Source organism: Mesorhizobium sp. M1D.F.Ca.ET.043.01.1.1, assembly GCF_003952385.1.
In the GTDB taxonomy this organism is placed as follows: domain Bacteria; phylum Pseudomonadota; class Alphaproteobacteria; order Rhizobiales; family Rhizobiaceae; genus Mesorhizobium.
Genome location: NZ_CP034444.1, coordinates 3,135,786 through 3,148,087, shown reverse-complemented (window position 1 = coordinate 3,148,087; position 12,302 = coordinate 3,135,786). Strand labels below are relative to the sequence as shown.

The 12,302-nt window shown below is 61.6% G+C and carries 10 protein-coding genes and 2 tRNA genes; 2 read left to right on the top strand and 10 right to left on the bottom strand.

Annotated features, from left to right (window positions below; translation table 11 throughout):
- Positions 1–24 precede the first annotated feature (24 nt).
- Positions 25–936 (bottom strand): myo-inosose-2 dehydratase, encoded by a 912-nt coding sequence (iolE, locus tag EJ067_RS15250; protein WP_126086475.1) that lies wholly within the window; start codon positions 934–936, stop codon positions 25–27.
- Positions 937–1,458: 522 nt separating this feature from the next.
- Between iolE and EJ067_RS15240 the strand changes: the two genes are divergently transcribed.
- Entirely contained in the window at positions 1,459–2,934 is a 1,476-nt protein-coding gene (locus tag EJ067_RS15240) for a PLP-dependent aminotransferase family protein (protein ID WP_245468270.1), read from the top strand.
- Between the two features lie 131 nt (positions 2,935–3,065).
- On the opposite strand, the gene EJ067_RS15235 is transcribed toward EJ067_RS15240, so the two are convergent.
- The 8 genes from EJ067_RS15235 to EJ067_RS15195 all read right to left on the bottom strand — a co-directional run bounded on the left by EJ067_RS15235 (position 3,066) and on the right by EJ067_RS15195 (position 10,002).
- A complete protein-coding gene (locus EJ067_RS15235; RefSeq protein WP_126086474.1) occupies positions 3,066–3,551 on the bottom strand; it encodes an SRPBCC family protein in 486 nt (161 codons plus the stop codon).
- A gap of 3 nt (positions 3,552–3,554) precedes the next feature.
- Positions 3,555–3,866 carry a metalloregulator ArsR/SmtB family transcription factor gene (locus EJ067_RS15230; protein ID WP_126086473.1) on the bottom strand — a complete coding sequence of 104 codons (312 nt, stop codon included), beginning with the start codon at positions 3,864–3,866 and terminating at the stop codon, positions 3,555–3,557.
- Positions 3,867–4,355: 489 nt separating this feature from the next.
- Positions 4,356–4,438 (bottom strand) — tRNA-Ser (locus tag EJ067_RS34315).
- Between the two features lie 680 nt (positions 4,439–5,118).
- Entirely contained in the window at positions 5,119–6,987 is a 1,869-nt protein-coding gene (locus tag EJ067_RS15215) for a hypothetical protein (protein ID WP_126086471.1), read from the bottom strand.
- Positions 6,988–7,213: 226 nt separating this feature from the next.
- Positions 7,214–7,618 carry a hypothetical protein gene (locus tag EJ067_RS15210; protein WP_126086470.1) on the bottom strand — a complete coding sequence of 135 codons (405 nt, stop codon included), beginning with the start codon at positions 7,616–7,618 and terminating at the stop codon, positions 7,214–7,216.
- Positions 7,615–8,640, bottom strand: a complete 1,026-nt coding sequence (locus EJ067_RS15205) for a site-specific integrase (protein ID WP_126086469.1) — start codon at positions 8,638–8,640, stop codon at positions 7,615–7,617. Before EJ067_RS15205 ends, EJ067_RS15210 begins: the two co-directional genes overlap by 4 nt.
- A gap of 101 nt (positions 8,641–8,741) precedes the next feature.
- Positions 8,742–8,818: transfer RNA gene (locus tag EJ067_RS15200), tRNA-Arg, on the bottom strand.
- A gap of 263 nt (positions 8,819–9,081) precedes the next feature.
- Positions 9,082–10,002, bottom strand: a complete 921-nt coding sequence (locus EJ067_RS15195) for a DUF1003 domain-containing protein (RefSeq protein WP_126086468.1) — start codon at positions 10,000–10,002, stop codon at positions 9,082–9,084.
- A gap of 337 nt (positions 10,003–10,339) precedes the next feature.
- On the opposite strand from EJ067_RS15195, the gene EJ067_RS15190 reads away from it, so the two are divergent.
- Positions 10,340–10,789, top strand: coding sequence for a universal stress protein (locus EJ067_RS15190; RefSeq protein ID WP_126086467.1), 450 nt, complete (start codon positions 10,340–10,342; stop codon positions 10,787–10,789).
- Positions 10,790–11,090: 301 nt separating this feature from the next.
- Here the strand turns inward: EJ067_RS15190 and EJ067_RS15185 are convergent, their stop codons facing one another.
- A complete protein-coding gene (locus EJ067_RS15185) occupies positions 11,091–12,143 on the bottom strand; it encodes a D-alanyl-D-alanine carboxypeptidase family protein (protein WP_126086466.1) in 1,053 nt (350 codons plus the stop codon).
- Positions 12,144–12,302 lie beyond the last annotated feature (159 nt).

Genomic DNA, 12,302 nt, shown 5'->3' with positions numbered 1-12,302 from the left:
CTTCCCCGGCGCCTCATTCTGCCTTCACCCCTTGCGCTCGTCCACGCTGAAGCCTGCGCCTTGCGCCAGCGCCTTCAAATTGCGGTGGCCCATCGTGGCATAGGTCAGCGGATGCGCCTTGGCCGGGTCCTGCTCGGCCTCCACCACCAGCCAGCCGGCATAGCCCTCGTCGGCCAGGATCTTGAGCAGGCTCGGATAGTCGATCGCGCCGTCGCCGGGCACGGTGAAAATACCCTCCATCACCGCGCCCATGAAGCTCATATCGGCCGCGCGCGCCTTCCTTAAGATGGCCGGGCGCACATCCTTGCAATGGACATGGACGACCCGGCCGACGTGCCGGCGCAGCAATTGTTCCGGGTCCCCGCCGGAGAAGGCGCAGTGGCCCGTGTCGTAGAGCAGCCCGACCGCCTCGCCGGTCACCTTCATCAGCATGTCGATCTCGGCATCGGTCTCGACGATCGTGCCCATGTGATGATGAAAGGCCATGCCGACGCCGAAATCAGCAAAACGTTCGGCCAGCCGCGTGATCTTTTCGCCGTAGGGCTTCCACTCCTCGGCCGAAAGTTTTGGCCGCTGCGAGATCGGATCATGGATCGCGCCGTGGCGGCCACGCGAGGTGTCGGCATAGACGACATGTCTAGCGCCAAGCTCCCTGAGCAGCGTCAGATGCGGGCGGATCGCCTCGAACTCTTCCTCCACCTCCTTCTCGCAGATGCGGCCGTCATACCAGCCGGAGACCAGCGCCAGCCCGTAATGGTTGAGGATCGGCCCTAGCGTGCGGGCCTCGCGCGGGAACTTGCCGCCGAGCTCGGTGCCGGCATAGCCGGCTTCAGCGGTTTCGCTGAGGCACGTCTCGAGCGGCGTGTCGCCGCCCAATTCCGGCACGTCGTCATTGGTCCAGGTGATCGGGTTGATGCCAAGTCGAACTGTGCCCATTGCCCGCCTTCCACCCGCGGCCGCAAGGCTGCGGGGTGTTCATGTCGGGAGGAAAATGGCTGCATCGGCAGGATGCAAAGCCCTGCCGTTTTCGTTTGGCCAGACGCCCTCCCAGTGCCCTGCCCAAACTTGCCTTGCGTCGACGTCTTACCCCAACGTCACTGCGCCAAGTCTACGCCGCTCTGTCCCCATCGCGAGGGCCAGTTTTCCGGAAAATGAAGGAACCAGTTGTGCGCGCCGGCGGCTGTGGCAGGATGGGGGATGGACAATCTGGAAATCATCGGGCGTCGGCGCGAGGCCCCCCTCTCTGCCCTGCCGGGCATCTCCCCCTCAAGGGGGGAGATTGGCAGCTCCGCCGTCGCGCGCCCTTTTGCGGCGTTGGCGATTGGCGAAAGCCGGCGTGACATCCGATCTCCCCCCTTGAGGGGGAGATGTCCGGCAGGACAGAGAGGGGGGCGAAGGAACTCGCCCTCGCAGGACAGGCGTGTCCACGGCCATTGCTCTGGTGGGCGGGTGTAGCCCGTGCGCCCCCTCCACGCCAAACCCCAGGCCTTCCCGCTCGACATGCTGGCGGTGAACCGCGCCAGCTCCGAGCACCTCTCCCGCCAGCTCTATCACGGCCTCGTCGCCATCATCCGCAACCGCGCGCTGCCGCCGGGCTCGGAGCTGCCTTCCACCCGCGCTTTAGCCGCCGAGCTCGGCCTTGGCCGCAACACCATCGTCTCGGCTTACGACCAGCTCGTCACCGAAGGCTATCTTGCCAACCGCCAGGGCGCGCGGCCCGTCATCGTCGACCTGCCCGACGGCCCGCGTGAGTCACCGCGCGAGGAACCGCCCGTGCCGCTGCGCGCGCCTTCGCGGCGAGGCGAGGAATTGCTCAGCCAGCCCTGCCACCACGGCAGGCCTGGGCATGTCGCCTTCCACCCCGGCATGCCGGATGCGTCGAGCTTTCCGTTCGGCGTCTGGGGCCGGCTGGTGGCGCGCCGCGCCAGCCATGGCGGCGAGACGCTGTTCGGCACTTATGACGTGACCGGCCATCCGGCGCTGAAGGAGGCGATCGTCGGCTATCTCTATTCCGCGCGCGGCGTGCGCTGCCGTCCCGAGCAGATCGTCGTCACCACCGGCGCGCAGGCCGCCTTCGATCTTCTCGCGCGCCTGTTGCTCGACCCCGGCGACACGGTGTGGATGGAGGAGCCCGGCTATTACGGCGCCAAGGCCGCCTTCACCGTGGCCGGCGCAAGGATCCTTCCCATCCCGGTCGACCAGGAGCGCGGCTGGCGTCTCGATGCGCCGGCCCCTTCGCCCCGCCTCATCTATGTGACGCCGGCCTGCCAGCATCCGCTCGGCATCACCATGCGCATGGAGGAGCGGCTGCGCCTGCTCGACATCGCCGAGACCGCGAATGCTTGGGTGATCGAGGACGATTTCGACGGCGAATACCGGTTTCAGGGCCGCCCCGTGCCGGCGATCCAGAGCATGGACCGCTCCGGCCGCGTCATCTATGTCGGCACCTTCGCCAAGCTTTTGTTCCCGGCGCTGCGCATCGGCTTCATGGTGCTGCCGGTCGAGCTCGCCGGGCGCATCGTCAACGCGATCTCCACCACCGGCCAGTTCGCGCCCCTCCTGCTGCAGGCTGCCTTGGCGGATTTCATCACCGAAGGCCATATGAGCCGGCATTTGAAACGCATGCGCCGCATCTACGCCCAGCGCCGCCAGCTTTTCCGCGACATCGTGACCGAGCGCCTGCGCGACGAGATCACGCTCTCCCCCGCCGAAGCCGGCATCCAGGTGGTGGGCTATCTGAGGGAGGGCATCGACGACATCAAGGTCAGCCAGGCGGCGGCCAGGAGGGCGATCAACGTCTCGCCGCTGTCGAAATATTTCCAGAACACGGCGGCCACGCAAGGGCTGGTGCTGGGCTATGCGGCCTGCGATGCGGCGCAGATGAGGGAGGGGGTGGAGAGGTTGGCGGCGGCGATACGCGAGACGCTGGGGTGAGGGAATGCTGCCTGCAACTGGTCGCAGGCCAACCGCATAGGTTCCTCGCCCCCACGAATGTGGGGAGAGGTGGCTCGGCGAAGCCGAGACGGAGCGGGGGTGCGCCCTATGCGACTGCGCGCCGTACGCCATCAGCCCCGCCGCGCCACAACCTCCGCATACCGCTGCAGATAAAGCGGCCAGCCCTGATCGCCGTCGACGCCGTCGCGCACGCTTTCCCAGCCCTGGCCGTGGCGCTCGAGATTGCGGTGCTCGAGCTCGACGCGGGTGCGCTCCGTGGTTTCGGCGATGAACCGCACCTCCCATTCGCTGGTCTTGGCCGGGTCGGTCTCGATCCGCCATTGCGGACTGATGTCCCAGCTGAGCAGCACCCGGTTGGGCGGCTCATAGGCCAGGACCCGTGCCCAGCGGCACTCGCTGCCGTCGACGCCGCGGTCATAGACATGGCCGCCGACCCGGGGCTCGAACACCGTCTCGGCGATCTTGACCGGCAGCAGATTGTGCTCGGCCGGTTTGAAGCTGCCGAAATCTTGCGTGAAAACCTTGAAGGCGCGCTCGATCGGCGCCTCGACCACGACGGATTTTTTCACGGATGCGATGGGGACTTGGGTGTTCATTGATCAATCCTCTGGTGGGGTCTCGACGGCCAGCTTGTAGGCCGCGAGCGTCTGGCTCCAGAACCGGTCGAGCCAGGCGCGCATCTGGCCAAGCCCGTGCGGGTCGATGTGGTAGACGTTGCTTGCGCCCTTCGGCTCCGCGCGCACCAGCCGCGAATCCTTGAGCACCTTGAGATGCTGCGAAACCGCCGACTGCGACACGGCGACCTGCCGCGTGATCTCCACCACCGACCGCGGCCGCTCCGCGATCAGCTCGAAAATCTGCCTGCGAGTGGTGTCACCAAGGGCCGCGAGTTGGACGCTATCAACAGTCATGACTTATGATTAGTGTAAACTGATGATTGAGTCAAGCGGCGAAGGATGGGCGCCGAAAGCGCGCGCAGTGCCGTGCTATGGGAAGCTGTGCCAATGAGAGGCGGAACGATTTACACGTTTTTGCTTTTTGGATGCATGGCCCCGATGTCACCAATCGAACCGCCCCTGCTTTCTGAAGGCAGTCCCAACCGCCCCATTAACTGCGAGGTTGCCCTCGAGCCCGCCTTTGAAGCTCTGGTGAAGGCCTCTCTTGTTAAAGGCTGGTCGGCGCAGGAAGTCTCCGAAACGCTACTCAAACTCGCAATAGAACATGCAGAGATGATTATGGGGCGCGAAAGAGTGGCCGCGCGATTATACCGTTGGCGCGTAAGCAGCTTGGTGGATATGTACGTTAGCCAATTTCTCGGCAGATTTAGGTGAATGGCCCGGCCCGGCTACCGCATCTTGCCCAGCGTCATCGCCTGGTTGGAGCCAAACCATTGATTTCATTGGCGCACCCGACAAGATTCGAACTTGTGACCTCTGCCTTCGGAGGGCAGCTAGGAAGCGGTTGCAACCGGATATATAACTGCTTGCATCCCGGAAATAACTCTGTCGCTACAACCGGTTAACGCGACAGACCTACCCCCACCCTGGCCCCTTAGTCAAGTCCGACAGGCTCGAAGATTTGTGACAGGCGTGACCAGTTTGTGACCACACACGGTCGAGAGGTAGGGTGTACGGGGGCAACGTGTTTTCAGCATTGTTTGATGGGACGGGGCACTAGGCCCCGCCTTTCATTCGGTTCTCCCGCCGCCAGAGCGGTTGTAGGTTTGTATAGTAACAAAGCTGGATGAGGTGATTTAAGTCCCTGGCGCTTGCCAAGGGCTCTATGTGGTCAACTTCCCACTGCCGGTACCTGTCCCATGACATGCCCATTCGGAACTGTGCCGCGATATGGTCCCGCAGTTTGGAATGATTGCAGCCAAGCGCATAGGATGGACTGGCACGCCTTCCGAGAGCCATTCCAGTGCGACGCAGGGTATTCCTGTACATTCTGAACGACGGGTCTCTAGACCCTCTTTGAAGCTCACGATTGCGGGCTTTTTCAGCATTGCAGACTACGCACTGCCGATTGCCGACAAAGCGTTCGGCGTGGTGGCCTTCCCTGCACGATTGCCCCGTATAGAAACGAGAAAGGCCGCTCGCGGCGGCCTCTTTTCTGCCCAGCACGTCTGGCGTGCTGACACTGTGTAGTGACATTTGAGTTTCCTTATTGTTTGATGAAATACGCCTCCTTTCCTCGGCCTGCGGTCGAGCAATAGCCGACTTTGAGTGCGGCCAGTTGTTCTGCGATTGGGGTAGGTTTGCGCAATTCGGCGGTCATGCGTTCGAAGCTACGCGCATTGGTTCCTAGGCCGCTCACTACGGCTGATTTGAAGTGGATGCCCTTAGGAGCGCTCTTGAAATATTCAAGTAGCCGGGTCTCTGCCGATGCCTTACGTGCCTTACGTTTTGTGGCGCCCGCTTCCCATTCTGTTGCCACTACGCCCGGCATCTGGCGCCGTAAGGAGCTGGTGACTAGGTCGCTTGTCGTGCCCCTTGCAGGAAGAAGCAGGTAGAGGTCTGTAGGATCGCAGTTGCCGGCGTTATCGATGGGCTTCCTACATCTCGTGCGATTGACGGCTTGCACTACGCTTCTGGCTATGAAGCCGTCTTGAAGTGACCGCCGTATGTCAGCATAAGCATCGAAGCTGCGATTGCCGGCGAACCAATCGTCACTCTGCGGCCCTTGATGGGCAAAATAGACGTGTGCAGGTGCGATATCGTCGATGTAAGGGAGTCCGAAGAAAACGGCAGCGTCACAACCGCTCCATTCATTCTTCCCATCGAGGTTGCCCCAGTGGGCAAATTCCAAGGAAGTGCTCGTGCCAAAGTGCTTCACCACGGCCTTTACGTCCTTGTGGGTGCAGACCAGGGGCCGCTTGGCGTTCAATGTTTGCGAGAGCTGGCCCCAGATGACCGGCCATTCCTTGGCGGCATTCTGGACAAGATGCTCTTTGCCGACGCGATGTCCGTACGATAGGTTCAGCCTCACGTTGGCATAAGAACGAATGCCCTCAGGACGAGGAAGCACTCGCACCCGCGTCCCCATTACCAAATAGGTGGGGTCGATGCCGGCAGTAGCATCGAGGATGACACCATGTTTGCCGGCTTCTCCAAGAAGTGACCTGGAGCTGTGCAACAAGGCCTTACCGCGCCTGTTGGTGGTCCAACCAAAGCCAATCAGCGAGATAATTTCCAAGCTCGACAGTAGGTCGATATACCGGGTTCTAAATGGGGTGCGGATTTGAGTTTGACCAAATACAAGTTCGGTATCAATGCAATCCTGCATATCTTTCCATGCCGCAAAGGCTTCCTTTGGTAAGCTCTCGACGGCTTCTTTAAGCCTTTGGAATTCAACGCGATCTAGCAAATCGAACTGCTCACTGCTCAGCATCTTATCAGACTTTGAGTGAGCGTCTTCGGTCAACGTGGTTGCGAGGCCATGCAGCCGTTCAACATCGGAACGAGCCGGTCCCTTGAGCAATCCCACAAGGTCTCCACACATGGAACGCATGTCGCCAAGGTCAATGTCATATGCGTCAACCCAATCGAAGGCTTCGTCTATGATAACCCACTCACGACTGTTTGGGCCGGCATAATAGTGATCCAGTCGTGGACTACTTCCAGTAATAGCCTTCTCTCGGAGAGCGGATCTATATGCTGAATGAGTTATGATCAGTACTGGAATGGAGCCGAGTAAATCATACGAATAGGGGGCTTCACTGTGCAGTGATCGAGCCATGACCCGGCCAGATAACTTATTGATGCCGTGAGCGATTTGATCTGCTTCATCATTAAACCGGGTAACGATGAGAATGTGCGGATGCAATATCGGGTGTTGTACAGAACACAGGACCTTAAGAGCCTCGGTCTTTCCCGACCCCGTTGGTAGCTGTACGACCTGCCACTGCTTGGCACCGTCGGCTATCCGTCCTGTAGCTTGTTCAAGCTGGAGCCAGCCTTTCACAAGAGGCTCGGAGTGCGTCAATTCCAAATTGGAAGTCCAGTGTTCAATCATGCGATTGATGAATGTCATGCTTTCTCCTCTGTGTTGAAAACAGAAAGGCCCACCGGTTTTGAAGCCGGCAGGCCCTACAGTGAAAATCCCGCAGATATCCTAAGTAAAACTATTGGGAGAAATGCGGGGTTTATGGAGTAAATGAGCTAGGCGGCAAAGCCGCAATTTTGGAGGGTGAAACCGTCTCACATTTGGCCTCCGTGACCCTTTATTCCAAAAAGGGAGCAGATTAGGGGCTTCTGAGTCATCCGGGTGCGAGCGGACGATCTGGCAGGCTGACGCATTCTCCCATTTCGGTAGTCGCTGCAACGGTCCAAGCCATGGCCCGAATATTGGTGTTTAGCGCAAGCAGAAACTGCAAGTCGCTTGGACCGTAGGGAACTGGCATCACCTCTCGCAGGTAGATGTTCGTCGCCCTCATGCTGGCATCCAGCTTCGCTATCGAAACAGCCACAATTGGCTTTTCACGAAACCAGTTTCTTTGGGCCAAGCACATAACGACAACGGAAAGCTCGGTCCCATCTTGGTAACGAACCGACGCGGTTATGATGTCCTTGTGTTCGGTCGATGGGACCAACCCAAGCTGCGCTAAACATAGCTTTACCAACTCGGCAACGTAGTTCGGCATTACCAGTGCTCTGTTCGTCATGCTGCCACCTGCCGGCCAGTTTTCCTGAGTTTCGCAACGATATCTTCCGGCTTAAGGTGGGTGTACCGGAACAGCATTCTCGGGTCCCTATGTCCGCTGATGGCCGCGACCTCCGGTACATTCAAACCCAATTCAAAGAACCGGCTGACAGCTTCATGCCTGAGGTCGTGGAATCTAAGGTCTGCAATGCCCGGCTTGTGCTTTGCTGCTCTGCGTTTGCACCTTTCCCATGCAAGGCGGAACGCATTTGCTGAGACGGGAAACAGCCGGTCGTCAGTTGCCGTACCTTGTAGGCTGCGCAGTATCAGAACTGCTTTCTCTGACAGCGGAATGGTGCGCGGAATGTCCGTCTTCGTTTCCGGTATCGACAGCAGGCCATTGGCTAGGTCAAGGTCCGAACGACGTATGTTTAGCAGCTCGCCGCGCCGCATTCCGGTTTCGATTGCCAGTTTGATACCGGGCTCCAGCCAATCGGTTCGGCCATCTGCACAAGCAGCCAACAGCGCCGCAAACTCATCTGCATGAAGCCGCCTGTTCCGTCCGTTAGCGGCCTTGGGCTTGCGAACGTTGGCAACTGGATTTGCCTGCAAGGGTATGTCCCATTCACGCCGTGCGACCTCAAATATGGTGCGCAGCAAGCCCAGTTCCCTTAGGACCGTCCCGGCTTCGACCTCCCTTAGCCTTTTGTCTCGGTGCCGGGTGAATGCCTGAGGCGTAATCCGAGCTAAGGTCAGGTTGGCCCAGTCGTACCGTAGGAAAACTTCTATCCGTTTGGCTTCCGAAGCGTGGCCGCGCTTGCTCGGTGTTACATCGCGCTCATAGCGCCTTAGCAAGTCTGCAACGGTCATGCGCTGCAAAGCGGACGGATCATAAGCTAGCGCTGAGCGGTCTAGCTCCTGTTCGGTCTGGCGTATCCATCGCAGTGCATCAGCACGGTTGATGAAGGTTTTGCTTATCGGGGTATGCCCAGTGCGGCGGACCTGTGCCTGCCACTTGTCGTTTCGCTTGCGTAGAGACGCCATCGGCGCTGCTCCTTTGTGACCAGATTGTGACTGGTTGCTTTGAGGAGCATTTCGAGGAATGAAGCAGTCGCTCGAAACCCTTGCTGTATAAGGGTTTGAGATGGCGCACCCGACAAGATTCGAACTTGTGACCTCTGCCTTCGGAGGGCAGCGCTCTATCCAGCTGAGCTACGGGTGCTTCCCGGGAAACCGGAAAACGAACCGGCCGGTAAGCCGGCCAGCCACGGCTTCTTAGCGGAAGCCGCTCCGGGCTTCAACGGCCAATTGGCGATTGTGCGGTCGGCCTGTGATGGCTGATTGTCTTATCGATAGAGCAATCGGAGATGGCGCTCCCCTCTTCGTCTCGGCTTCGCCGAGCCACCATTCCGGGGCGAGCCGCCGGTCTCGCCCGTCCTGCGGACCCCCCACATTGTGGGGCGAGGAACCCAAACTCCTAGCTCCTCACCCCTCCGCCTCGACCTTCGCCGTCCTCCGCCGCACCCCTCGTGCCGCGCGCTTCTGCTTCTTCGCGGTCAGCTCGTGCATGGCGTCGAGCTGCATCTGCTGCATTTCGGCCAGCCGCTGCCATTGGCGCGAGATCAGGTAGTCGAGCTTTTCGTGCAGGTGCCGCACTTCGAGCTCCGCCTTGAGGTTCACCCGGTAGTCGTTGAAGGAGCGCAGCCGGTCCTTCGCTTCCTGGCGCTTCTGGCTCATCATGATCACCGGCGCCTGGATGGCGGCGATGCAGGAGAGCATCAGGTTGAGCAGGATGAACGGGTAGGGGTCGAACGCCCCCACAGTGCCTTCGAACAAATTGATGCCGATCCAGATCAAAAGCACGGCCGCGAACGAGATCAGGAACCACCAGCTGCCGCCGAACTCGGCCATGTTGTCGGAGACGCGGTCGGCGAAGGAGCGGTGCTCCTCGAACTCCTCTTCCGAGTTTTCCGAGATCGTGTCCTGCCTGGCGATCGATTCCACCACCTGGCGGTCGAGCTCGGAGAATTCGCCGTGCTCCTGCTGCAGCAGCTCCTCCATGTAGCGCATGCGGTAGCGGGCGAGCTCGGCGCGGCTGACGCGGGCGCCGCGCGGCAGGTCGGGATGGTCGGCGCGGATGCGATCGGCGAGGCTGGGCCTCAGATCATCGATGCGCACCAGGTCGCGCTTGCGGAATTTCCGGCCGCTGATCGCCGACGGTTTCTTCTTGGGCTTGACCCTTGTCGTGCCGGGCACGTGCGGCTCGGAATCAGGCACCTCCGGCGCTTCGAGGATCTCGTCCGCCGCTTCATGCGCTTCCTCCGCCACGGTGGCCGCCTCGAAATATTCGCCGCCGCTTTCGTTTTCGTCGTCGGCTTTGTTCTGCGCCTTGGGATCGCCGGCCATGGTCAGTGCTCCTGTCGTTAGGCTTCCGATACGATACGCCAAGCCGGCGCGGCATATCCATGGTGAGTGTGAAGGGCGTGTGACCGAACAAGTTGTTGTGATTGACGGGTGGCGCGCTTCGCGCGGCTGGCACCTGCCGTCGCAGAGGGCAGCGCCGGCCCCCGCCCCGCTGCCGAGAGGCGCGCTGGCGCAATCGTCTCCGCAGGCTGGCCTTGATCCACGTCAAGCCGGCCCCTGTGGCGGGCCTGATAGGCTGATTATATCCAGATCAGGCCTGCCCGCTCAGGCTCCCGCCACCTGGGGGCCCGCATCGCCCCGAAAACGAGGGATCGCCACCATGTACAAGCACATCCTCATCGCCACCGACGGTTCGGAACTCGCCGGCAAGGGCGTCGCCCACGGCCTGGAACTGGCCAAGGGCCTCGGCGCCACCGTCACCTTCGTCACGGTCTCCGAGCCGTTCCCGACGCTTGCCTGGGGCGGCGCCATGGCCGGCTACGTCGCCGCCGAGGAACTCACCAACTACGAACAAAGCGCGCGCAAATACGCCCGCGAGGTGCTGGAGAAGTGCAAGGCCGAGGCGGATAAGCTCAGCGTCGGCGCGAAGACCCTGCATATCGAGAACAAGACGCCCGCCGAGGCGATCCTCGACACGGCCCGCGCGGAAGGCTGCGACCTGATCGTCATGGCCTCGCATGGCCGCCGGGGCATCGGCCGGCTGGTGCTCGGCAGCCAGACCGCGGAAGTGGTGTCGCTGACGCAGATCCCGGTGCTGGTGGTGCGGTAGGGCTAAGGGAGGCGCGCCTCCGCGCTTCGTCATTCCAGGGCGGAGCGATGCGAAGCGGCGCGCAGACCCTGGAATCCATGCCGTTACGCCGGCGCAAGAATGCAGCGGTGCGGAAGGAGGCTGTCTACGCCGATGTTCGGGTGCCAGGATCTGGACCGTGGCATCGATCATAGGTCGCGGCATGGATTCCAGGGTCTGCGCGCGTCGCTTCGCTCCTTGCTCCGCCCTAGAATGACGACGCGCTGAGAGGCGCGAGGCCGCGATCGGTCAACGCCGTGCAGGCCGCAGCCTTCGCGCCGCTCTATTGCGTCGGCAGCAGCGGCGAAGTAGGCGACGCCAGATCCGGCGACGGCAAATCGGACGCCGGCTGGCCCGGCAGCGGCGACGCAGGCGTGGCCGGCGGCGGCGACAGGCCGGGCAATGCCGAGTCCGACGACAATCCGGGCGGCGGCGAGGCCGGCTGCTGGCCGGCATACATCAGCCTTGGCTGCGCGTCCGCCGTCATCGGCCCCAGGCTTCGCTGGATCAGCGCCTCGACATGGTCGTTGCGCTGGCGCGCGCTTTGGGCACCCATCACCACCACGATCAGATGCCTGCCGTCGGCATTGTAGGAGGTGACGATGTTGTAGCCGGAGGCGCGGATGTAGCCGGTCTTGATGCCGTCGACGCCGCGCACCCGTCCCAGCATGTCGTTGTGGCCGCGCACCAGCCGGCCGCGGAACATGAAGTCGCTTTCGGAGAAATAGTGGAAATGCTGCGGGAAGCGGTGTTCGAGCGCCAGTCCCAGCACCGCCATGTCGCGCGCTGAAGTCACCTGGCCGCCGTCGGGCAGGCCGCAGGCGTTGCGGAAACTGGTGCTGGTCATGCCGAGCTGGCGCGCCTTGGCGGTCATCATGGCGGCGAACTGGTCCTCTGAGCCGCCGCCCAGATATTCGCCCACCGCCACCGCCACGTCGTTGGCCGACTTCACCACCATGGCACGGATGGCGGAATCGACGTCGATCGTCTCGCCGCGCCGGAAGCGCAGCTTGGTCGGCGGCTGCGAGGCAGCGTGGTCGGAAACCGGGATCTGTGTCTGCTTGGTCACCCGGCCGCTCTGCATCGCCTCGAACAGCATGTAGAGCGTCATCATCTTGGTCAGCGACGCAGGATAGCGCTGCGCCGTCGAATTGACCTCAAACAGCGTCTTGCCGCTCGAGGCATCGACCACGATCGCCGCATATTTCTGCGGCGCGGCCGGCACGGCCAGCACGCTTTCCGGCGGCGCCACGGTGGTGCAGCCGGCGATCAGTACGAGCAGCGCCAAGGCGGCGGCCAATGTGTGGAGGAGCGAAAAGGGACGCTGATGGGACAAGATGTGTTCTAAAACTGTTGCTGAGATGCGGCGAAGCTAACGTAACGCACCGCCGCGTCCAACTGGTTAACGGCGACAATAAGGCATTTGCCCAGGTTTTCGCGCCCGCTTTGCCATCCGCACCCCCTTGCCGCTATGATGTTTGCGGCTTGGAATCGG

Bases quoted from the DNA above. Each gene is read 5' to 3' on its own strand.
- iolE (WP_126086475.1), bottom strand. From the start codon at position 936: ATGGGCACAGTTCGACTTGGCATCAACCCGATCACCTGGACCAATGAC.
- EJ067_RS15235 (WP_126086474.1), bottom strand. From the start codon at position 3,551: ATGAACACCCAAGTCCCCATCGCATCCGTGAAAAAATCCGTCGTGGTC.
- EJ067_RS15230 (WP_126086473.1), bottom strand. From the start codon at position 3,866: ATGACTGTTGATAGCGTCCAACTCGCGGCCCTTGGTGACACCACTCGC.
- EJ067_RS15215 (WP_126086471.1), bottom strand. From the start codon at position 6,987: ATGACATTCATCAATCGCATGATTGAACACTGGACTTCCAATTTGGAA.
- EJ067_RS15210 (WP_126086470.1), bottom strand. From the start codon at position 7,618: ATGACGAACAGAGCACTGGTAATGCCGAACTACGTTGCCGAGTTGGTA.
- EJ067_RS15205 (WP_126086469.1), bottom strand. From the start codon at position 8,640: ATGGCGTCTCTACGCAAGCGAAACGACAAGTGGCAGGCACAGGTCCGC.
- EJ067_RS15195 (WP_126086468.1), bottom strand. From the start codon at position 10,002: ATGGCCGGCGATCCCAAGGCGCAGAACAAAGCCGACGACGAAAACGAA.
- EJ067_RS15190 (WP_126086467.1), top strand. From the start codon at position 10,340: ATGTACAAGCACATCCTCATCGCCACCGACGGTTCGGAACTCGCCGGC.